At 66.0% G+C, this 20,880-nt stretch carries 19 protein-coding genes; 5 read left to right on the top strand and 14 right to left on the bottom strand.

Annotated features, from left to right (window positions below; genetic code table 11):
- Positions 1 to 117 precede the first annotated feature (117 nt).
- Entirely contained in the window at positions 118 to 1,638 is a 1,521-nt protein-coding gene (glpK, locus tag QMA10_RS09005) for a glycerol kinase GlpK (protein WP_290167646.1), read from the bottom strand.
- Positions 1,639 to 1,698: 60 nt separating this feature from the next.
- A complete protein-coding gene (locus QMA10_RS09000) occupies positions 1,699 to 2,436 on the bottom strand; it encodes an MIP/aquaporin family protein (RefSeq protein WP_290167722.1) in 738 nt (245 codons plus the stop codon).
- Between the two features lie 274 nt (positions 2,437 to 2,710).
- Here QMA10_RS09000 and QMA10_RS08995 point away from each other — a divergent pair, with 274 nt between their 5' ends.
- From QMA10_RS08995 to QMA10_RS08985, 3 genes are read left to right on the top strand one after another with little or no spacing between them, the layout of a single operon-like run.
- The gene (locus QMA10_RS08995) at positions 2,711 to 3,547 is read left to right on the top strand and encodes an aldo/keto reductase (protein ID WP_290167645.1); all 837 of its coding nucleotides are present in this window, start codon (positions 2,711 to 2,713) and stop codon (positions 3,545 to 3,547) included.
- Positions 3,547 to 4,467, top strand: coding sequence for an alpha/beta hydrolase (locus tag QMA10_RS08990; protein WP_290167643.1), 921 nt, complete (start codon positions 3,547 to 3,549; stop codon positions 4,465 to 4,467). Before QMA10_RS08995 ends, QMA10_RS08990 begins: the two co-directional genes overlap by 1 nt.
- 2 nt (positions 4,468 to 4,469) lie before the next feature.
- Positions 4,470 to 5,561: a glycosyltransferase family 1 protein gene (locus tag QMA10_RS08985; protein ID WP_290167721.1), complete on the top strand. Its 1,092-nt coding sequence runs from the start codon at positions 4,470 to 4,472 to the stop codon at positions 5,559 to 5,561.
- A 7-nt stretch (positions 5,562 to 5,568) separates the two neighbouring features.
- Here QMA10_RS08985 and QMA10_RS08980 read toward each other — a convergent pair whose 3' ends face one another.
- The 3 genes from QMA10_RS08980 to QMA10_RS08970 all read right to left on the bottom strand — a co-directional run bounded on the left by QMA10_RS08980 (position 5,569) and on the right by QMA10_RS08970 (position 8,546).
- On the bottom strand, positions 5,569 to 6,849 hold the full coding sequence (locus QMA10_RS08980) for a DUF1524 domain-containing protein (RefSeq protein ID WP_290167642.1): 1,281 nt from the start codon (positions 6,847 to 6,849) through the stop codon (positions 5,569 to 5,571).
- A 171-nt stretch (positions 6,850 to 7,020) separates the two neighbouring features.
- A complete protein-coding gene (locus tag QMA10_RS08975) occupies positions 7,021 to 8,040 on the bottom strand; it encodes an NADP-dependent oxidoreductase (protein WP_290167641.1) in 1,020 nt (339 codons plus the stop codon).
- A 74-nt stretch (positions 8,041 to 8,114) separates the two neighbouring features.
- Positions 8,115 to 8,546, bottom strand: a complete 432-nt coding sequence (locus QMA10_RS08970; RefSeq protein WP_290167639.1) for a MarR family transcriptional regulator — start codon at positions 8,544 to 8,546, stop codon at positions 8,115 to 8,117.
- Positions 8,547 to 8,711: 165 nt separating this feature from the next.
- Between QMA10_RS08970 and QMA10_RS08965 the strand changes: the two genes are divergently transcribed.
- Both QMA10_RS08965 and QMA10_RS08960 read left to right on the top strand, forming a co-directional pair.
- Positions 8,712 to 9,071 carry an Hsp20/alpha crystallin family protein gene (locus tag QMA10_RS08965; RefSeq protein WP_290167638.1) on the top strand — a complete coding sequence of 120 codons (360 nt, stop codon included), beginning with the start codon at positions 8,712 to 8,714 and terminating at the stop codon, positions 9,069 to 9,071.
- 63 nt (positions 9,072 to 9,134) lie between these two features.
- Complete coding sequence (locus tag QMA10_RS08960; RefSeq protein ID WP_290167636.1) at positions 9,135 to 9,341, top strand: hypothetical protein; 207 nt, start codon at positions 9,135 to 9,137, stop codon at positions 9,339 to 9,341.
- Between the two features lie 26 nt (positions 9,342 to 9,367).
- Here QMA10_RS08960 and QMA10_RS08955 read toward each other — a convergent pair whose 3' ends face one another.
- The 9 genes from QMA10_RS08955 to carA form a co-directional block, all read right to left on the bottom strand.
- Positions 9,368 to 11,476, bottom strand: coding sequence for a primosomal protein N' (locus QMA10_RS08955; RefSeq protein ID WP_290167634.1), 2,109 nt, complete (start codon positions 11,474 to 11,476; stop codon positions 9,368 to 9,370).
- A gap of 9 nt (positions 11,477 to 11,485) precedes the next feature.
- Positions 11,486 to 12,715, bottom strand: a complete 1,230-nt coding sequence (metK, locus tag QMA10_RS08950) for a methionine adenosyltransferase (RefSeq protein WP_290167633.1) — start codon at positions 12,713 to 12,715, stop codon at positions 11,486 to 11,488.
- Between the two features lie 90 nt (positions 12,716 to 12,805).
- Positions 12,806 to 14,089 (bottom strand): bifunctional phosphopantothenoylcysteine decarboxylase/phosphopantothenate--cysteine ligase CoaBC, encoded by a 1,284-nt coding sequence (gene coaBC, locus QMA10_RS08945; protein WP_290167632.1) that lies wholly within the window; start codon positions 14,087 to 14,089, stop codon positions 12,806 to 12,808.
- A gap of 71 nt (positions 14,090 to 14,160) precedes the next feature.
- Positions 14,161 to 14,421 carry a DNA-directed RNA polymerase subunit omega gene (gene rpoZ, locus QMA10_RS08940; protein ID WP_290167629.1) on the bottom strand — a complete coding sequence of 87 codons (261 nt, stop codon included), beginning with the start codon at positions 14,419 to 14,421 and terminating at the stop codon, positions 14,161 to 14,163.
- A 39-nt stretch (positions 14,422 to 14,460) separates the two neighbouring features.
- Complete coding sequence (gene gmk / locus QMA10_RS08935; RefSeq protein ID WP_290167628.1) at positions 14,461 to 15,030, bottom strand: guanylate kinase; 570 nt, start codon at positions 15,028 to 15,030, stop codon at positions 14,461 to 14,463.
- Positions 15,031 to 15,092: 62 nt separating this feature from the next.
- Positions 15,093 to 15,410: an integration host factor, actinobacterial type gene (gene mihF / locus QMA10_RS08930; protein ID WP_290167626.1), complete on the bottom strand. Its 318-nt coding sequence runs from the start codon at positions 15,408 to 15,410 to the stop codon at positions 15,093 to 15,095.
- A 142-nt stretch (positions 15,411 to 15,552) separates the two neighbouring features.
- Positions 15,553 to 16,440 (bottom strand): orotidine-5'-phosphate decarboxylase, encoded by an 888-nt coding sequence (pyrF, locus tag QMA10_RS08925; protein ID WP_290167625.1) that lies wholly within the window; start codon positions 16,438 to 16,440, stop codon positions 15,553 to 15,555.
- A complete protein-coding gene (gene carB / locus QMA10_RS08920; protein ID WP_290167624.1) occupies positions 16,433 to 19,729 on the bottom strand; it encodes a carbamoyl-phosphate synthase large subunit in 3,297 nt (1,098 codons plus the stop codon). The genes pyrF and carB overlap by 8 nt, the downstream gene beginning before the upstream one ends.
- Entirely contained in the window at positions 19,729 to 20,865 is a 1,137-nt protein-coding gene (gene carA, locus QMA10_RS08915; protein WP_290167719.1) for a glutamine-hydrolyzing carbamoyl-phosphate synthase small subunit, read from the bottom strand. The genes carB and carA overlap by 1 nt, the downstream gene beginning before the upstream one ends.
- Positions 20,866 to 20,880: the final 15 nt, after the last annotated feature.

Raw genomic sequence — 20,880 nt, 5'->3', positions numbered from 1 at the left:
AAGGGTCAAACACCGGCCCCGGCGGGGCTCCGCCAGGCTTCGTCGCGGGGACGGCAAGGGCCCCGGCGGAAATTCCGCCGGGGCCCTTGTCCTACCGCTGAAACAGGCGCGGTGTGGTTACAGCACGTCCTCGTCAACCCAGTCGAAGGTCCGGGTGACAGCCTTGGACCACAGGCGCATCTGCCGGTCCCGCTCGCTGTCTTCCATCTGCGGAGTCCAGCGCTTGTCTTCAGCCCACTTGGTCTCCAGCTCTTCCTTGTCATTCCAGTAGCCAACGGCAAGGCCGGCGGCGTACGCGGCACCCAGGGCCGTGGTTTCCACGATCTTGGGGCGGACGACGTCGACGCCGAGGATGTCTGCCTGGAACTGCATGAGTGCCTCGTTGGCAACCATGCCGCCGTCCACGCGCAGTTCGGTGAGCGGAACGCCGGAGTCGGCGTTGACGGCGTCGAGCACCTCGCGCGTCTGGAAAGCCGTGGCTTCCAGGGCTGCACGGGCGATGTGGTTCTTGTTCACGAACCGGGTCAGGCCAACAATCGCGCCGCGGGCGTCGGAACGCCAGTGCGGAGCGAAGAGTCCGGAGAAGGCCGGAACAATGTAGACGCCGCCGTTATCGGTGACCTCGTTGGCCAGGCGCTCAATCTCCGGTGCGCTCTGGATCATGCCCAGGTTGTCGCGCAGCCACTGAACCAGCGAACCGGTGACGGCGATGGAACCTTCCAGCGCGTAAACCGGCTTGGAATCTCCCAGCTGGTACGCCACGGTGGTGATCAGGCCGTTCTCGGACTGGATGATCTCTTCACCGGTGTTGAAGATCAGGAAGCAGCCGGTGCCGTAGGTGTTCTTCGCAGCGCCTTGGCCGAAAGCGGCCTGGCCGAAGGTGGCGGCCTGCTGGTCGCCCAGGATGCCGGCAACGGGTGTTTCGCGCAGCAGCTGCGAGGTGTGCACCGTGCCGTAGACCTCGGAGGATGACTTGATCTCCGGCATCATCGACAGCGGAACACCGAAGTCCTTGAGGATGTCTTCGTTCCACGTCAGGGTCTCAAGGTCCATGAACAGCGTGCGCGAGGCGTTGGTGACGTCGGTGATGTGGACGCCGCCGTCGGTGCCGCCGGTGAGGTTCCAAACGATCCAGGAGTCGGTGTTGCCGAAGATCAGGTCACCCGCTTCGGCGCGTTCGCGCGCACCTTCCACGTTGTCCAGGATCCACTTGATCTTGGTACCGGAGAAGTAGGTGGCCAGCGGCAGGCCAACCTGCTGCTTGTACCGGTCCAGGCCGCCGTCCTTGGCGAGCTCGTTGACGGTGGACTGCGTGCGGGTGTCCTGCCAGACGATCGCGTTGTAGACCGGCTTGCCCGTGGTCTTGTCCCAGACCACAGCGGTTTCACGCTGGTTGGTGATGCCGACGGCGGCAATATCGTGCCGCGTCAGGTTTGCCTTGGACAGCGCGGTTCCGACAACCTCGCGGACGTTGGTCCAGATTTCCTCGGGATCGTGCTCCACCCAGCCGGCACGGGGGAAGATCTGCTCGTGCTCTTTCTGGCCCGTGGAAACGATGTTGCCGTCATGGTCGAAGACAATCGCGCGGCTGCTCGTGGTGCCCTGGTCAATGGCAATGATGTATGAGGGATCAGTCATGATTCGCTCCTTTTTACTGAGGGAAGTTTGGTGGCGGAAGAAATCCGCCCGGTCAACGTTCTAGACGACGGGCATCGGAATGCCGTTGAAGACGATTCCGGCCAGCGAACCGCCGATGATCGGGCCGACAACCGGCACCCAGGAGTAGGCCCAGTCGCTCTTGCCCTTGTTGGGAATGGGCAGCAGGGCGTGGACGATGCGGGGGCCCAGGTCACGGGCAGGGTTGATGGCGTAACCGGTGGGGCCGCCGAGGGAGGCGCCGATGGCAACCACCAGGAGGCCAACAGCCAGCGGGCCCAGCTCATTCGGGGTACCGCCGAAGGCGAGGATGATGAATACCAGAACGAAGGTGCCGATGACTTCAGTGACAACGTTCCAGCCGTAGGACCGAATGGTCGGACCGGTGGAGAAGACGCCCAGGATGTTCTCTGCGTCGGGCTCGTCGTCGAACTGCTTCTTGTATGCCAGCCATGCCAGGACAGCACCCAGCATTGCACCCAGGAGCTGTGCCACCAGGTAAACCATGACGGAGGCAAAACTGGTTTCCACGCCGGGGGCCAGATCCGAACCGTTGAACAGCAGGCCAAAGGTCACCGCCGGGTTCAGGTGCGCGCCGGACTGAACGGCAACAAACACACCGGCAAACACGCCAAGGCCCCAGCCGAAGTTGACCATGAGGGTCCCTCCGCCATTGCCCTTCGTCTTGCGCAGGGCCACGTTTGCAACCACTCCGCAACCGAGCAGTATCAGGACTGCTGTTCCAGCAAACTCACTGAGGAATACCTCACCGAGAGTCACCATTGACTTCTCCATCTCTTGGTTAGTGAACCAGCCGATTACCCGCTGGTCTGTCTCAACTTTGCCATGGTTCCCTCCCCGGTTGGACCCACGGCCGGCAGCGGTGCTGCCTCGTTTTTGCGAATTATTTCCGTACTACCCTACGCAATCAATCCCTTTTGAACCGCATTTGACGGAAGGGGCTGCTGGAAGAGGTGCCATGCCGGGTCTCCGCCGAGTCTTGGTACCGGGCTTAATTCACCCGCCGCCCGTCATCCTCGGTAGAGTCTTTTGCATGGAACCGGCACCCAAACTTACCCTCAACAACGGCGTCCGCATGGATCAGATCGGCTTCGGCACCTACAAGGTACCCGCCCCGGACACAGCGGATGTGGTCACCCTAGCCCTCCGCGCCGGGTACCGCCACGTTGATACCGCGGCCCTGTACGGGAACGAGGAGGGCGTCGGGAAGGCCCTGCGGGACTTTACCGCCGGCAGCAACGTTGTCCGCGATGAGATATTTGTCACCACAAAGGTCTGGAACACCGACCAGGGGTACGACTCCACACTGCGGGCCTTCGATGCCTCCATGTCCCGTTTGGACCTGGACGTCCTTGATCTCTACCTTATCCACTGGCCCTGCCCCGAGCGGGGATTGTTCGTGGACACGTACCGCGCCATGGAGGAGCTGTACCGGTCCGGCCGGGTGCGTGCCATCGGAGTGTCAAACTTCCAGCCCAACCACCTGCGGCAGCTGATGGACGCCACCGATGTGGTCCCTGCCGTCAACCAGGTGGAGCTTCATCCGTGGCTGCAGCAGCATGAGCTGACCAATCTGCACCGAGAGCACGGCATCCGCACGGTCGCGTGGAGCCCGCTGGGACGCGGTGCTGTCCTCTCCGACCCGGTCATCACCTCCATCGCCGCCGATCTGGGCGTCTCCCCTGCCCGCGTTATCCTCCGCTGGCACGTGGAACAGGGCAGCATCGCCATTCCCAAGGCCAGCTCCGCAGAGCGCATCAAGGAGAACCTGGATGTTTTCTCGTTCGAACTGACACCGGAGCAAAGCAGCGCCATTGCCGGGCTGGACCGGAACCAGCGCTCCGGATCCCATCCGGACCAGGTGAACTAATGCTCACGGCGGCCCGGGACAGACGGACGGCGGACATCACGCTGACCCGCGAAGCGGATGTCCGCACGATTGCCGTGGACGGCACGCTCCAGCGCTGCTGGGACTTTCCGGCCGTTCCGGGTGAACCCGCCGGCCCCCCGATCTTCATGGTGCACGGCTTCCGCGGCGACCATCACGGCCTGCTCCGGATTGTGGAGGCGCTGCCCCGGCACCGCGTCCTGGTCCCCGACCTGCCCGGTTTCGGCTCCGGCCAACCGCTTCCGGGAAAGCACGACGTCGGGGCGTACGCGGGCTTTGCCGCTGCCGCACTGACCTCCCGCACGCTTGGCCTGGGCCCGGACACCGTTGTGCTGGGCCATTCCTTCGGTTCCATCATTGCGTCCCGGGTGGCTGCCGAACATCCGGAGCTGCTCAGTGAACTCATCCTGGTCAATCCCATCTGCGAACCTGCTTTGGAAGGCCCCAAGGCCATCACCAGCAAGGCCGCCGAACTCTACTACCTGGCGGCGGCCCGGCTGCCCGAGCCGCTGGGCATGGCCCTGCTGCAGCACCCGGTGATTGTCCGGGGCATGAGCATCTTCATGGCCAAGACCCGGGACCGCGGGCTGCGGCACTGGATCCATGGCCAGCACGCCGCCTATTTCAGTGCCTTCGCCAACCGTGATGTGGTGCTGGACGCCTTCCGGGCATCGATTTCCACCACCGTGAGGGACAGCGCCGCGCAGCTGGCCATGCCTGTGCTCCTGATTGCCGCGGAGCGGGATGACCTGGGCTCCGTCGCCGGACAGCAGCGGCTGGCAGCACTCATTCCCGACGCCGAACTGCAGGTCCTTCCCGGGGTTGGCCATTTGGTGCACTATGAAGCGCCGGGCGAAGCAGCAGGACTGATTTCCGACTTCCTGCGCCGGAGGCACGCATGACCCTGCGCATAGCGGTGGATGCCCGCTTCACCCGCATCGGCCAGCATGACGGGATCAGCCGGTACGGCGCGTCCCTGATCGAGGCCGTGTCCCGGCAGGCCTCCGTGCTGATGCTGATTTCTGATGAACGCCAGCTGGCCCTGCTGCCGGACCTCCCGTGGGCGAAGATCAACAGTCCGCTGTCCCCCGCCGAGCTCCTGGTGGCCCTGCGCGTCAACCGGTTCCGGCCCGACGTCGTCGTTTCCCCCATGCAGACGATGGGCAGCTGGGGACGAAAGTATCCGCTGATCCTGACCCTGCATGATCTGATCTACTATTCCAATCCGACGCCGCCCGGTTTCCTGCCGCTGCCTGTGCGGGGTTTGTGGCGGCTGTACCACCTCGCGTACTGGCCCCAGCGTCTGCTGCTGAACCGGGCCGACGTCGTCGCCACCATCAGCGACACCACGCGCGCACTGATGCAGCAGCACCGGCTCACCCGGCGTCCGGTCCGTCTCGTCGGCAACGCGCCCCAGCCGGGTGCCGTGGCCAGGGATCCTGCGCAGGCCCCGGACAAGACCCTGCTCTACATGGGGTCCTTCATGCCGTACAAGAATGTGGAAACCGTGATCCGCGGCATGAAGCACCTGCCCGGTTACACGCTGCACCTGCTGAGCCGGATCACCCCGGAACGGCGCCGGGAACTTGAGGCGCTGGTGCCCGCCGGCACCAGCGTCGTTTTCTCCAACGGGGTCACCGACGGCGAATATGAACAGCTGCTGCGCACCGCCACGGCTCTTGTGACTCTGTCCCGGGCCGAGGGCTACGGGTTGCCGATGATCGAGGCGATGGCAGCGGGAACTCCGGTGGTGGCCAGCGATATTCCGATTTTCCGGGAGGTCTCCGGCGGCGCGGCCCTGCTGGTGGATCCGGACAGCCAGGGGGCATTTGCCGATGCAGTCCTCGCGCTGGCTGATCCGGAGCGCTGGCGGAAGGTCTCCGAGGCCGGGCTGCGGCGTGCGGCGCAGTACTCCTGGGACGCCTCTGCCGTGCAGCTGGTGGAAGCAGCACAGGAGGCTGTCCGGCAGCACAGGGCACGCCGCCCAGCCGGCTGACCGCCGTTTAGTTCTCGCAGCCTATCCCGTCGCCGTCACGGTCGAACTTAGGCTGCCACCCCGGGTCACCGGCCCGGATGGGTGCCGCGCCGGCAGCCTTCACGGCGTCGCAGTTCTTGTAGTAGACATCTCCCGGTGCCGCGGGGGCTGCCGGAGCTGCTTGGTCCGGGACAGGTGCGGGGGCTTCAACGGGCAGTTGTTCCGCCGCCGGGGCAGGTTCCGGGGCGACGATGACCCCGCCGTCGGCAGGCACCGGCTGGTCAGGGCACGTGGACGTGAGGACACTCCGGATCGCATCTGACTCTGCCTGCGTCATCCATAGTCCGTATTTGGCTTTCACAGCAGTCTGCAGGGCCACGTACTCGCAGCGGAATCCCTTATTCGGCGGCAGCCACGTGGCAGCGTCACCGTCCCCCTTGGCACTGTTCGTTGGGCCGTCCACGGCGAGAAGGTTCAGCGGATCGTTGGCGAATGCCTCACGCCGGTCTTGGGTCATCTGCTGGGCGCCCTTCTGCCAGGCATCGGAGAGGGCCACCACATGGTCGATCTGGACGGCGGCGGAAGTACCCTCCCCGCGCACAAAGCTGATCACTGTGCCCGTGAACGGGTCCAGCAGGGTGCCGGAGGCAGCAACACAATTGTTCGTCCCCGGCTTGAAGCTGACCGATTCCAGGTCGCGGCGGAGAATATCGTTGCGCTGGTCGCAGCCGTTGCGGTCAACGTCCTTCCATGCGGACCCAAACAGGTCCCGGTCATAGCCGGTCTTCGGCGCCCGGCCCTTGATCGGGATGGTGTCCAGCTGGGCCAGTGCGGTGCCGGCCGCTGCAGGTGCAGGGGCCGCCGGTTCGGGTTCGGCCGTGGCCTCAGGAGCCGGCTTCGATTCAGACGTGGCCTCCGGAGTCGGTTCTGATTCAGCAGTCGGTTCAGGGGTTTGGGCCGGGGCGGGGGTGGCGGTAGCCGACGGCGATGACACAGGTTCCGGTTCAGCAATCGGCGTCGTCTCATCCAGCTCGGCGGCGGGCGCAAGTGTTGCGGCCACGATCAGCGTGACGACGGATGCGGCCACCGTGATGGCTCCCCCGCGTCGTCCGCCGGGGATCCGGGCCCAGGAGCGCCGGCCGGTGACGAGGACATACAGGCCGGTAAGCAGGCCGCAGAACGCCAGCAGCACCAGTCCGGCAGCAACGCTGGAGAACATTGCAGCTATGACCAGGAGGCCCAGGATGGCACCGGCAACGATGGTTGCCGGTCCGGGCTTCCGGCCGCGGGCGGGTCTAACGTCGGTCATAGGGCTCCTTTCCATAGCTGAATTCCCCGTTTTCAAGATTAATCCGAATCGGGCAGCCGTCCGGACCACGGGTTGCCGGGCCCAGGCAGACAGCAAAAAGCAGGGAAGGAGCGGAAACCCGAAGGTTCCGCTCCTTCCCTGCTGTAACCGGGGTCCGGCCGGACCGGCAGATCAGCTCTGCAGGGTCACGATCATCTTGCCCTTGTTGGCGCCCTTCATCAGGTCAATGAACGCCTGCGGGGCGTTTTCCAGGCCCTCCGCGAAGGTCTCGTCGTAGCTGACCGCACCGTCGCGCAGCCACCCTGACATCAGTTCGGCGAATTCATCGGCGTACTGGTTGTAGCTTCCGACGATGAAGCCTCGCAGTGTCAGTTCCTTGCCGATGGCAAGGGCGAGGTTGCGCGGTCCGGTGGGCGTGTCAGTGTCGTTGTACTGGGAGATGGCACCGCACATGGCAATCCGGCCGTACTTGTTCAGCACCGAAATGGCAGCTTCGAGGTGCTCGCCGCCCACATTGTCGAAGTACACGTCGATGCCGTCTGCGCCCGCGGCCTTTTTCAGTGATTCTTTGACAGGGCCGTCGTGGTAGTTGAAGGCCTCGTCGAAGCCCAGGTCCAGCAGACGCTGCACCTTTTCGGCCGAGCCGGCACTGCCGATGACTTTCTTGGCTCCCATGGCCTTGGCGATCTGGCCAACCAGGGACCCGACGGCGCCGGCAGCTCCGGACACGAAGACAACGTCACCCTCCTTGAACTCGGCAACCTTGGTCAGGCCCGCATAGGCCGTCAGTCCGGTCATGCCCAGCACGCCCAGATAGGCCGTTGCCGGAGCCAGCTCCGTGTCGATGACGCGGGCCCGCTTGCCGTCCAAGATGGCGTAGTCCCGCCAGCCCAGCGCGTGGAGGACCTTATCGCCGGGCTGGAGGCCCTCGGAACGGGATTCCACCACTTCACCGATGGCGCCGCCGTCGAGCGGGGCTCCGATCTGGAAGGGCGGCACGTAGGACTTGACGTCGTTCATGCGGCCCCGCATGTAGGGGTCCACGGACATGTACAGGTTCCGGACCAGAACCTGGCCGTCTTCCAGCTTGGGCACGGGCACCTCGGCGAGCCTGAAGTTCTCGTCCGCGGGCCAGCCCTCGGGGCGTGATGCCAGCTGGATTTCGCGGCTGGTCTGGGGGTAGTCGGTCATGAAAATGCCTTCCTGTTCGGGACCCGGAGGTCCGTGGGGTATGTGGAAATCTCACGCTGCAGTGGACGCGTCCGTCAGTGGGCGGCGTCCCGCAGGGCCCGGGTAACTTTGGCGAGTGTTTGCTGAAGGGTCCGGAGCTCCTCCGGCTCAAGCCCGGCGGCTTCCGCGACACGCTGCGGCAGAGGCAGTGCCTTCTCCTGCAGAGCGCGGCCGTTCCCGGTCAGGTAAACCTCAACACGGCGTTCATCCATTGCCGACCGTGTGCGGCGGAGCAGGCCTGCGGCCTCGAGCCTCTTAAGCAGCGGAGAGAGAGTGCCGGAATCCAGTTCAAGGGCCTGGCCCAGCTCCCTCACGCTGCGGCCGTCCTCTTCCCACAGGACCATCAGCACGAGGTACTGCGGATAAGTCAGCCCCAGTTCCTCCAACAGCGGACGGTAAACCGCTGTGGCGGCGCGGGAGGCCGTATACAGCGAGAAGCAGACTTGGCGGTGAAGGGCATCGGGCATGGATCCGAACCTACAGCATTATTTAGTTGTGCACAACTAAATAGTGCACATCATAGTTTCCTGCCGGTTCTCCGGTGGATTTTTCACGGAAGCCAATGTCGCCTTAAGATTCTGCCAAACCCGGTTTTGGCACACCGAGCGGGCGCAGAAAGGAGCCTGTGGGAGATGACCCTGGGAATCGGTCCGGAACCTGAAGCGGACCTGTTGGTACCGGTGGATTTGTACCGTGAGGGTGATCATTACCTGCTCACCGCTGACCTGCCCGGCCTTGATCCCGGTTCCCTTCACATCGACGTCCGGGGACAGCTGCTGACCATCTCGGGGCACCGCACGCTGCGCCGGTTGAACGGAACACAGTGGCTGGAACGGGACCGCGGCCGCGGCTCCCTTCAGCGGCAGGTCCTCTTGGGCGGAAAGGTCAGGGCCGAGGCGATCAACGCCCGGTACGAATGCGGGGTGCTCAGCATTCTTCTCCCGGTGGAACCCGGGCACAGCACGCGAAAGATCGATGTCCGGTTCCGCTAAGGGGCACCGGGAACGCGTCCCGTAACAGCTGAACCAGTCCAGCCCTTCCGCGGAGTTCAACGCATGGTGCTGGTCTCCACACTGGGCCGGGGATACACCTCTGAGGCCGGTCACCTGTCCGCAGCTCTGGAAGCCGAAGACATCATCAATGCCACGGGGGCCACAGCTGTTCACCGGCCATGCGTGCAGCACCTTGACCCGGGCAATGTCACGGCCACAAGCGTCGCGCAGTGGGTGGAAACCGCGTTCAAACCTGCACTCCGGAGCTGAAGGGGTGTTCCATCCGATCCCGCCCTCTAGAGGACGTCCGTTCCGTCCACGCGAATGTACACGGGGTCCCCGGTCCGCTTGGCTGAGACGGCGGCCCTGGCGGCCCGGAGGGCTGCGGTGACGGATGGCGCTGCTGCGTAGGAGAAGAACAGCAGCGTGCGGTAGCGCCCGCCTGAGCCGCCCAGCTGGCCGTCGCGGTGCACCGGGGCGGGCCCCGGGGGATCCTCCAGCGGCGCCGGTCCCACCACGCGGGTTTCAGCCGGCAGCTCCAGGCGGGGAACAAAGGCGGTGAGCGCCTCGCGGGACCCGGTGAGCTCGGCGTACCGGACGGCGGGCGGCAGTCCCAGCTCCCGGCGCAGTTCCAGCTCACGTTCAGCGGCTCCGGCCGGATCCCAGCGCAGCAGGTGCCCCACGGTGGTGGTGTCATCGGCGGTAACCACCACCAGGCCCTTCTCTGCGGCGGGGCGGACCAGGGCTGCGGCGCTGAACCAGCGGCGCAGTGTCTCCTCTCCCGCCCGCAGCGATTCCCGGGACATCATGGCGTTGCCGTCCAGCAGGATCGCCGCGGCGTAACCGCCGGCAGCCACCGGCTCGGCCCCCGGCGTGGCCACCACCAGTGCCGGGGCGTTGGAGACTTCCGCCCGCACATGGTCTCCGGCGGAAGAGATAACCGTGACGGAGGGAAAGGCGCGGCCCAGCTCTTCGGCAGTGCGTCCGGCACCGGCGGCTGATCCGCGCAGCCTGGTTCCGCCGCAGTTGCCGCAGCTCCACACCGGCTCGGGCCGGCCGCACCAGCGGCACGCCGGAATGCCGTTGCGGCTGGCCAGCCCCAGCGGACCGGCGCAGGCACGGCAGCGTGCCGGTTCCCGGCACTCCTCGCAGGACAGCGCCGGAGAGAAACCGCTGCGGGCCACCTGCACCAGCACCGGACCGCGGGTCAGGCCGTCCTGCGCTGCCTTCCACGCCGTGTGGGGAATCCGGGCGCGGGCCGCCAGCGGATCACGCTCCATGGTGAAGGAGTCCACGGTGCTGACCACACGCGGGGCCAGGGACCGGACGGTGCTGCGTTCGGCGGTGATGCTTGCCGCCCAGCCGCTGTCCACCAGCCGCTGGGCTTCGGTGCTGCGTGAGTGGGAGGCCAGCAGGAGGGCAGCATTTTCCTGGGCGGCACGCAGCAGCAGCACATCCCGCACATGCTGATACGGGGCGCGCTGCTCGGCATGGAGATCGTCGGCGTCATCCCAGAGCACAGCCAGCCCCAGATTGCGCACCGGAGCGTAGGCCGCGGAACGGGTGCCGATGACCACCTGGACATCCCCGTGCAGGACCTTCAGGAAGGCGCGGTACCGGGGGGTGGCTCCGTCGTCGGCGGTGAGCCGGACAAACGCATCCGCGCCGATGCGGCCGGACAACGCCTCGCCGAGGCGTGCCAGGTCCTTGGCATCGGGAACCACGACGACGGCGCCGCGTCCGGACAGGAGGGTGGAATGGACGGCGGCAGCGATTTCCTCCGGCCACGCTCCGGGTCCGAATCCGCCGAGAGAGGCGAGCACTGCACGCGGGCTGTGTCCCGCGGCCAGATGCGTCAGGAACCGGGGGCCGTGCTGATACCGCGCCCAGGGATTGGGGCCGGAGCCTTCAGGACCTGCCGGGACGTCCGGATCCGGATTGTCAGTTCCCCGGGCCTGCACCGTGAATTCCTTATCCACCCGTGCCGCCCGGGGCGGGATAGCCACCCGGAGCACGTCATGGACGGTGCCGGAGTAGCGGGATGCCAGTGCCTCGGCGAGGCGCAGGATCTGCGGCGCCAGGACAGGCTGCGGCGAGACCACTTTGCCCAGCGGAACCAGCCGCGCGGAAGTGCCGGCCTCCGCCGTGCGTTCAGTAATGAAGCCGGCAAGTTCCTGCCCGCCGAACCGCACCTTGACCCGGGCCCCGGGCACGGCATCCGCATCGAGGTCTGCGGGGACCAGATAGTCGAACGGACGGTCCAGATGCGGCAGCGGTGAATCCAGCAGCACCCGTGCCACCGGCAAAGCAGGTGCCGCCGGCTGCGTCCCCAGGCTTCGGGACGGCGCCACGAAACCGTGCAGCAGGGAGAGCTGCCCGTTGTCACTGTCCGGTTCCCGGGCCACAGGTCCCGCCTAGGCGTTGAAGTAGCTGCGGAGGTCCCCGGCCTTGTCCGTGCGCTCCCAGGTGAATTCGTCGTCTTCACGGCCGAAGTGGCCGTTGGCGGCGGTCTTCTGGTAAATCGGGCGCTTCAGGTCCAGGGCGTTGATGATGCCCAGCGGGCGCAGGTCGAAGACTTCCTGGATGGCGTCGGCGATGCGGGCCGGGTCCACGGTTTCGGTGCCGAACGTCTCCACGTAGATTCCCACCGGATGTGCCATGCCGATGGCGTAGGCAACCTGGATCTCCGCGCGGCGGGCCAGTCCGGCGGCAACAACGTTCTTGGCTACCCAGCGCATGGCGTAGGCGGCGGAGCGGTCCACCTTCGACGGATCCTTGCCGCTGAAGGCGCCGCCGCCGTGGCGGGCAAAGCCGCCGTAGGTGTCCACAATGATTTTCCGGCCGGTCAGCCCGGCGTCGCCCACCGGACCGCCGATGACGAAGGTGCCGCCGGGGTTGACGATGTTCCTTACCCGTGAGGTGTCCAGATCGGTGCCGGCCAGCACGGGCTTAATCACATGGGTCGCCAGGTCTGCGCGCAGTTGTTCCAGTTCAACGTCGACGGCGTGCTGGGAGGAGATGACCACCGAGTCCACGGACACCGGGCGGTCGCCGTCGTATCCGATGGTGACCTGGGTCTTGCCGTCGGGGCGGAGGTATCCCAGGGTTCCGTCCTTGCGGACGGCAGTGAGACGCTCGGACAGCCGGTGCGCCAGCCAGATGGGCGTGGGCATGAAGACGGAGGTCTCATCCGAGGCGTAACCGAACATGATGCCCTGATCGCCGGCACCTTGGGCATCGAGGGGATCCACTGTGTTGCCGGAGCGGTTTTCCACCGAGTTGAACACCCGTGAGGCAATCTCGGGCGACTGCTGGCCGATGGAAACCGAGACGCCGCAGCGTGCGCCGTCAAAGCCGTTGGCGGAGGAGTCGTAGCCGATCCCCAGGATCGTGTCCCGGACAAGCTGCGGGATTTCCACGTAGCCCTCGGTGGTGACCTCACCGGCCACGTGGACCAGGCCGGTGGTCACCAGCGTCTCTACGGCTACGCGGGACTCGGGGTCAACCTTGAGCATGCCGTCGAGGATGGCATCACTGATCTGGTCACAGATTTTGTCCGGATGACCCTCAGTGACCGATTCCGAGGTGAAAAGACGCAGCCCGTCGCGGGCAGCCGAAAGTGCTGAAGTATCTGGGAAAGTCACGTCTTTTACTCTACTGGGTCCGGGCCGGGTCCCCGAATGGGGAATTTCCGGCTGTGGGTTGCGGGCGCGGATAAGGCTCCCCCGCAGGCATCAGCGGACGGGAAGTGCGGCCTCGAGTTCCTGCGCCACGCGGGCGATGATCCGGCGGGCAACCTCGGTTTTGCTGCCGGTAAACGTGAGCGGAACCGTATCGGCGGAATCCCGGGGTGAAAGCAAGGTCACTTCGGTGCTGTCCTGGCCAAACACCAGGGAGCTGCCCACCCGGTTCAGTACAAGCAGGTCACAGCCTTTGCGCTTGAGCTTCTGCCGGCCGTAGTCGAGCACGTCAGCATCGCCGTCACCGGTTTCAGCGGCGAAGCCCACGATGAGTGCCGGCAGGGGCTTGTGGCCTGTTTCCGCAGCCGTGCTGCCTGCGGCCGCAGTGCGCCGCTGCACGGCCTCGGCCAGGATGTCCGGGTTGCGGACCAGCGTGATTACCGGGTCTGTGCCGTCGTCGCGTTTTTTGATCTTTGTGTCCGAGTGGGTGTCCGGACGGAAATCCGCCACGGCTGCGGCCATGATCAGCACATCGGATCCGGGTGCTGCGGCGTGTACGGCCTCGCGGAGCTCCAAAGCTGTCTCCACGCGGGTGAGTTCAACGCCCTCGGGGGCGGGAATGTCCATGTGCGCGGCAATGAAGCGCACCTGCGCACCGGCGTCGAGGGCTGCGCGCGCCAGGGCCGCACCCTGCTTGCCGGAGGAGCGGTTGCCCAGGAACCGCACAGGGTCCAGGGGCTCGCGGGTGCCGCCGGCGGTGACCGTTACGGTCTTGCCGTGCAGCGGCCCGGACAGGGCAGCCTGGTCCTGCGGCGGTGCTGCCGCGGCCATGGCCGCGGCAAAAATGTCTTTGGGATCGGGCAGCCGGCCGGCGCCGGAATCAGTTCCGGTGAGCCGTCCCACGCCCGGCTCCATGACCAGCACTCCCCTGCTGCGCAGGGTGTCAACGTTGGCGCGCGTGGCCGGGTGGGACCACATTTCAGTGTGCATGGCGGGAGCAAAGAGCACCGGCCCCCGGGCCATGAGCAAGGTGTTGGTGAGCAGGTCATTGGCCTGCCCGGAAGCGGCGCGGGCCAGCAGGTCCGCGGTGGCCGGCGCCACCACGATGAGGTCCGCCTCGTGGCCGAGACGGACGTGGTTGACCTTCTCCACTTCGTCGAACACCGAACCGGAGACGCGGTTGCCGGACAGGGCTTCCCAGGTGGCCGCCCCCACGAACTTCGTGGAGGCCTCCGTGGGAATCACCGACACGTTGTGGCCGGCCTCAGTGAAAAGACGCAGCAGCGACGCGGACTTGTAGGCGGCGATGCCGCCGCCCACACCCAAAACTATGCGCACCGCTGCTGCTCCTGACCCTGACCGCGCGGGTCAGCTGTTGTTAATTGCCGGTGAAACTGCTCCGCGGAGAATTACTCGGCGGATTCGGCGGGGCGGCTGACCAGCATGCCCTCGTTGATTTCACGCAGCGCAATGGAAAGCGGCTTCTCGTTCAGCTTGGTCTCCACGAGCGGGCCGACATACTCGAACAGGCCCTCGTGCAGCTGCGAGTAGTATGCGTTGATCTGGCGGGCGCGCTTGGCGCCGTAGATGACCAGTGCGTACTTCGAGTCGGCTACGTTCAGCAGGTCGTCGATCGGCGGGTTGATGATGCCTTCAGAAGCAGTAGACACAGATTCTCCAAAATTCTTGATACGGGATGTGGCGGTTCGTCAGCTCTGGCGCGGACTGATTCCCATGAGTGAAACAAGCTCAGCTGCTGCCCGCTGTACGTCATCATTTACCACGGTGTGATCGAACTCGGGCTCGGCAGCAAGCTCCAGTTTAGCTGTTTCCAGCCGTTGCTGCTGCTCTTCGGGCGTTTCGGTGCCCCGACCCACCAGCCGGCGGACCATTTCATCCCACGACGGCGGTGCCAGAAACACGAAATTAGCCTCGGGCATTGATTCTTTGACCTGGCGGGCGCCCTGCAGATCAATCTCCAGGAGCACCGCCCGGCCCTCGGCCATGGCCGACTCTACCGTGCTGCGCAGCGTGCCGTAACGGTTCCGGCCGTGGACAACGGCCCACTCCAGCATTTCGCCCTTTTCCACCAGCGAATCAAACTCGTCGGCGGAGACGAAGAAGTAGTGGACACCGTTTTCTTCGCCGGGGCGCGGTGCACGCGTGGTGGCTGAGACAGACAGCCATACCTCCGGGTAGTTGTCCCGGATATACGTGGAGACCGTGCCTTTGCCAACTGCGGTTGGACCTGCAAGAACTGTCAGCCGCGGTTGCGACACTGAGGACCTTCTTTACTCTCGATGTGGTTCGGCCCCGACGGTGCGGCCGCAGCGGGAGCGGCCTAGTCGGTTGCCAAAAGTTCTATCAGCGCCTTGCGCTGGTGGACGCCCAGACCGCGGACTCTCCGGGTCGGGGCAATACCCACGGTAGTCATTATTCCAGCTGCGCGGCGCTCTCCGACGCCAGGCAGTGCCCGAAGCAGGTCCACCACCTTTAACCGGCCCACGGCTTCCTCCGAAGAACGGGACAGAATGACCTCTTCCACGGACATTTCGCCGGACTTGATCTTGGCCTTTATATCGGCCCGGACAGACCGGGCGGCTGTTGCCTTCTCCCTGGCCATGGTGCGTTCATCATCTGTCAGTGGCTTGAGGTTCAAAAGACCCTCCCGGGCAAGGACTGGCCCGGCAGGGCGGCATGTAACGCACCTGCGGTGCCGGGGCGGTGCTGGTGTATGGGGGTACGGATTGAACCTATCCGTAACCGAACCGCAATTGCAATGCGCCGCGCTACGCGATCCGTTACCCGGCCAGTCCCGCCAAAGTCTGCCGGGCGGCGTCCCTCACCCCCGCCGGCGCGGGGCCGGCCTTCAGGATGTCCCGGCTGGAGGTTGCCAGCACGTTGGGATAGGCAGCACCGAAGGTGGCCCGCAGGTCCGCCCCGGTGGCGCCCTGGGCACCCAGCCCCGGGGCAAGGACGGGCGTGTGGGCGGCGGCCAGATGGATGCCCAGCTCGGTGAGGGCCGTTCCCACGGTAGCCCCGATGACCAGGCCGGTGGAGCCGAGCCGCCGGTTCGCACCGGCAGCGGCAGCCCTCCCCAGTTCACGGCTGTTTTCAGCCGCTGCGGCATCCACGATCCCGGCTGCCACGGAGTGGTCCCCGCCCGCGTGCTGCACCGACGCCCCCTCGGGGTTGGAGGTCAGCCCGAGGACAAACACGCCGCGGCCCGAGGCCTGGGCAAGATCAAGCGCAGGGCGCAGCGATTCGAACCCCAAATACGGGCTGACAGTGAGTGAATCGGCAGCGAGGGCCGATCCGTCCCGCAGCCAGGCATCGGCATAGGCCGCCATCGTAGAGCCAATATCGCCGCGCTTGGCGTCGGCAATGCTGAGCACCCCGGCGTCGGAGCAGGCCGCGAGCACCCGCTCCAGGGCCGCCAGGCCCGCAGATCCGTGCCGTTCAAAGAGCGCCACCTGCGGCTTCACAGCTGCGGCCAGCTCCCCCACCGCCTCCAGGACGGTGAGGGAGAAACGCTCCAGGGCGGCGGCGTCGTCGTTCAGTCCCCAGGCGGACAGCAGCCCCGGATGCGGATCGATGCCGACGCACAGCTGCCCGCGGGTATCCATGGCCTCCTGCAGGCGCACCCCGAACGACGGTTCTGCCGCCGGCTCAGTCACGTACTCAGACACCCGACGAAGCCTTGAGCTTGGCGGCGTGTTCCTGCAGCGAGGTGACATCCCACTCGTAGGAGCGCATGGCCTCGATGGCCTGCACTGCGGCACCGAATTCGGAGACAGTGGTGACCACCGGGCAGCCGATGGAGGTGGCGGCGGCACGGATTTCATAACCGTCGCCCCGTGCCTGGCCGCCGGAGGGCGTGTTGACCACCAGGTGGATCTCGCCGGCGGTGATCAGGTCCGCAACAGTTCCTTCACCGTTGGGTCCGGTGCCTTCGCTGACCTTGCGGACGGTGGTGGCGGTGATGCCGTTGCGGCGCAGAACCTCCGCGGTGCCGCCGGTGGACAGGATCTCAAACCCAAGGTCTACCATCAGCTTCACGGGCATGATGATGGAGCGCTTGTCCCGGTTCGCCACGGAGACAAAGATCTTGCCCTCCGTGGGCAGCGCCGAGTTGGCAGCGGCCTGGGACTTGGCGAAGGCCGTGTCGAAGTACTTGTCGATGCCCATGACTTCGCCCGTGGAGCGCATTTCCGGGCCGAGCAGGGAATCCACCACGGTGCCTTCGGGAGTGCGGAAGCGGCTGAAGGGGAGCACGGCTTCCTTCACGGCCACCGGAGCGTCCAGCGGCAGCACAGACCCGTCGCCGACGGCGGACAGCTTGCCGTCCGCACGCAGCTCGGCAATGCTCCGGCCGGTGCCGATCAGTGCCGCGGCCTTGGCCAGCTGCACGCCGGTGGCCTTGGAGACAAACGGCACGGTCCGCGAGGCCCGCGGGTTCGCTTCGATAACGTACAGGACGTCCGAGGCGAGGGCGAACTGGATGTTGATCAGTCCGCGCACGCCCACGCCGGAGGCGATGACGCGGGTGGCTTCACGGACGCGGTCGACGACGTCGGTGCCCAGGGTGATGGGCGGCAGGACACAGGCGGAGTCGCCGGAATGGATGCCGGCCTCTTCGATGTGTTCCATAATGCCGCCCACGTACAGGTCCGTGCCGTCGAAGAGGGCGTCCACGTCGATCTCGATGGCGTCTTCCAGGAACCGGTCCACCAGGACGGGGTGGTCCGGGGTGATTTCCGTGGCGTTGGCGATGTAGCGCGAGAGGTTCGCCTCGTCGTAGACAATTTCCATGCCGCGGCCGCCGAGCACGTAGGAGGGGCGCACCAGCACGGGGTAGCCGATCTCATCCGCGATCTTCTTGGCGTCGTCGAAGGACACGGCGGTGCCGTTCTTGGGAGCGATCAGTCCGCCCTCATCCAGCACGTGCTGGAAGGCGCCGCGGTGTTCGGCCAGGTCAATGGCCTCCGGCGAGGTGCCGAGGATGGGGACGCCGGCGTCGGCCAGTGCCTGGGCCAGCTTCAGCGGCGTCTGCCCGCCGAGCTGGACGAACACGCCGAGGACTCCCCCGGTGCGCTGCTCCGCGGCGATGACCTCCAGGACGTCCTCAAGGGTCAGCGGCTCGAAGTAGAGGCGGTCGGAGATGTCATAGTCCGTGGACACCGTTTCCGGGTTGCAGTTGATCATGACGGTCTCGTGGCCGGCCTCGCGCAGCGCCATGGTGGCGTGGACGCAGGAGTAGTCAAACTCGATGCCCTGCCCGATCCGGTTGGGCCCGGAGCCCAGGATGATGATGGACGGCTTTTCGTGCTGCGCCACCTCATCCTCCTCGTCGTAGGAGGAGTAGTGGTACGGCGTGTAGGCGGCGAACTCGGCGGCGCAGGTGTCCACCGTCTTGTAGACCGGGCGGATGTTCAGTGCGTGCCGGACACCGCGGATGACGGCTTCGGGCGTATTGGTCAGGGCGCCGATCTGCTCGTCGGAGAACCCGTGCCGCTTGGCCAGGCGCAGGATTTCCTCGTTGACGGTGCCGGCGCCGGAGATTTCCGCGGCCACCTCGTTGATCAGCTGCAGCTGGTCCAGGTACCAGGGGTCAATGCCGGTGGCTTCGTAGAGGTCCTCCACGGTGGCTCCGCCCAGCAGTGCCTGCTGGACCTGCTTGAGCCGGTCCGTGGTGGGCCGCTTGGCGGCTTCGATGAGTCCGGGCACGGCGTCGGCCGCCACCGGGGCGAAGGACAGGGAGGCGCCCTTCTGCTCCAGGGAGCGAAGGGCCTTCTGCAGGGCTTCGGTGAAGTTGCGGCCGATGGCCATGGCCTCGCCCACGGACTTCATGGTGGTGGTCAGCGTGGGGTCGGCGGCCGGGAACTTCTCGAACGCGAAGCGCGGAACCTTCACCACCACGTAGTCCAGGGTGGGTTCGAACGACGCCGGGGTCTTCTTGGTGATGTCGTTCGGGATCTCGTCCAGGGTGTAACCGAGCGAAAGCTTGGTGGCGATCTTGGCGATGGCGAAACCGGTGGCCTTGGAGGCCAGCGCGGAGGAGCGGGAAACGCGCGGGTTCATTTCAATGACGACGACGCGGCCGGTGTCCGGTTCGATGGCGAACTGGATGTTGCAGCCGCCGGTATCCACGCCGACCTCGCGGATCACGGCGATGGCGATGTCGCGCAGCTTCTGGTATTCGCGGTCGGTGAGCGTCATGGCCGGGGCCACCGTGATGGAGTCGCCGGTGTGGACGCCTACGGGGTCGAAGTTCTCGATGGAGCAGACAACAACCACGTTGTCGTTCTTGTCCCGCATCATTTCCAGCTCGTATTCCTTCCAGCCGAGGATGCTCTCTTCGAGCAGCACCTCGGAGGTGGGGCTGTACTGGATGCCGGCACCGGCGATGCGGCGCAGGTCTTCGGCATTGTAGGCCAGGCCTGAGCCCAGTCCGCCCATGGTGAAGGAGGGGCGGACCACCATGGGATAGCCGAGCTTGTCCGCGGCGGCGAAGGCTTCATCCATGCTGTGCACGATGATCGACTTCGCGGACTCGGCGCCGCAGCGCTCCACGACGCCCTTGAACTTCTCCCGGTCCTCGCCCAGCTCAATGGCGGCAATGTTGGCGCCGATCAGCTCGACGTTGTACTTCTCCAGCACGCCGTTCTTGTCCAGGGCGATGGCGGTGTTCAGCGCGGTCTGCCCGCCGAGGGTGGGCAGCACGGCATCGGGGCGCTCCTTGGCGATGATCTTCTCGACCACCTCGGGAGTGATGGGCTCTACGTAGGTGGCGTCGGCGAATTCCGGGTCGGTCATGATGGTGGCCGGGTTGGAGTTGACCAGGATGACCCGCAGGCCTTCCTCCTTCAGCACGCGCAGTGCCTGCGTGCCGGAGTAGTCGAATTCGGCGGCCTGGCCAATGACGATCGGGCCGGAGCCGATCACCAGGACGGACTTGAGATCGGTTCTGCGGGGCATTAGCGGGATTCCTTGTTCTTGCTGGAGGCCATGAGGTCGACGAAGCGGTCGAAGAGGTATGCGGAGTCGTGCGGTCCGGCGGCGGCTTCGGGGTGGTACTGGACGGAGAAGGCGGGGATATCCAGGCAGGCGAGGCCTTCCACCACGTTGTCGTTCAGGGACACGTGGCTGACTTCCACCTGGCCGAACCGGGACTCGGGAGCCGTGACGGGACCGTCAAGCGGTGCATCAACGGCGAACCCGTGGTTCTGGCTGGTGATTTCCACCTTGCCGGTCCGGCGGTCCAGGACCGGCTGGTTGATGCCGCGGTGGCCGTAGGGCAGCTTGTAGGTGCCAAAGCCCAGGGCTCGGCCCAGGATCTGGTTGCCGAAGCAGATGCCGAAGAACGGCGTCCCGGTGTCAAGGACGTCGCGGAGCAGCTTGACCTGGTCATCCGCCGTCGCCGGGTCGCCGGGGCCGTTGGACATGAACACGCCGTCGGCGTTCAGTGCGGTGATGTCCGCGAGACTGGCGGAGGCCGGCAGCACGTGCACGCGCACGCCGCGCTCGGCGAAGCGGACCGGGGTCATGGACTTGATCCCCAGGTCCAGGGCGGCCACGGTGAAGCGGGGCTCCCCCTGCCAGCCGTGGTCCTTCGGCTCAATGACGTAGGAGGCTTCCACGCTGACTTCCTCGGCGAGGCGGACGCCGGCCATGGATTCCTGGGACTGGACCTCGGCGAGCAGCTCCGCGTCGGGGCGGGCAGCCTCTGCGCCGGAGAAGATCCCGGCCTTCATCGCGCCGCGTTCGCGCAGATGGCGGGTGACGGCGCGGGTATCCACGCCGGAGATGCCGACGACGCCCTGCGCCGCCAGTTCTTCGTCCAGGGTCCGTTCGGACCGCCAGTTCGACGGTCGGCGGGCGGCATCGCGCACAATGTAGCCGGCCACCCAGATGCGCCGGGACTCGGCGTCGTCGGTATTCACACCCGTGTTGCCGATGTGCGGCGCGGTCTGCACCACGAGCTGGCGGGCGTAGGAGGGATCGGTGATGGTCTCCTGGTAGCCGGTCATGCCGGTGGCGAAGACGGCCTCGCCCAGGGCCCTGCCCTCGGCGCCGTAGCTGCGGCCGCGGAAGGTGCGTCCGTCTTCAAGCATCAGGACAGCTGCGGT

This window comes from Arthrobacter sp. APC 3897 (genome assembly GCF_030407495.1).
Lineage (GTDB): Bacteria > Actinomycetota > Actinomycetes > Actinomycetales > Micrococcaceae > Arthrobacter_B.
The sequence above is the reverse complement of the archived record's forward strand: the minus strand, read 5'-3'. Positions and strand labels throughout refer to the sequence as shown.

Coding starts and splice junctions, on each gene's coding strand:
- QMA10_RS08970 (WP_290167639.1), bottom strand. CDS start 8,546: ATGCCCGATGCCCTTCACCGCCAAGTCTGCTTCTCGCTGTATACGGCC.
- QMA10_RS08965 (WP_290167638.1), top strand. CDS start 8,712: ATGACCCTGGGAATCGGTCCGGAACCTGAAGCGGACCTGTTGGTACCG.
- QMA10_RS08975 (WP_290167641.1), bottom strand. CDS start 8,040: ATGACCGACTACCCCCAGACCAGCCGCGAAATCCAGCTGGCATCACGC.
- glpK (WP_290167646.1), bottom strand. CDS start 1,638: ATGACTGATCCCTCATACATCATTGCCATTGACCAGGGCACCACGAGC.
- QMA10_RS08980 (WP_290167642.1), bottom strand. CDS start 6,849: ATGACCGACGTTAGACCCGCCCGCGGCCGGAAGCCCGGACCGGCAACC.
- QMA10_RS08990 (WP_290167643.1), top strand. CDS start 3,547: ATGCTCACGGCGGCCCGGGACAGACGGACGGCGGACATCACGCTGACC.
- carB (WP_290167624.1), bottom strand. CDS start 19,729: ATGCCCCGCAGAACCGATCTCAAGTCCGTCCTGGTGATCGGCTCCGGC.
- QMA10_RS08995 (WP_290167645.1), top strand. CDS start 2,711: ATGGAACCGGCACCCAAACTTACCCTCAACAACGGCGTCCGCATGGAT.
- QMA10_RS08960 (WP_290167636.1), top strand. CDS start 9,135: ATGGTGCTGGTCTCCACACTGGGCCGGGGATACACCTCTGAGGCCGGT.
- carA (WP_290167719.1), bottom strand. CDS start 20,865: ATGCTTGAAGACGGACGCACCTTCCGCGGCCGCAGCTACGGCGCCGAG.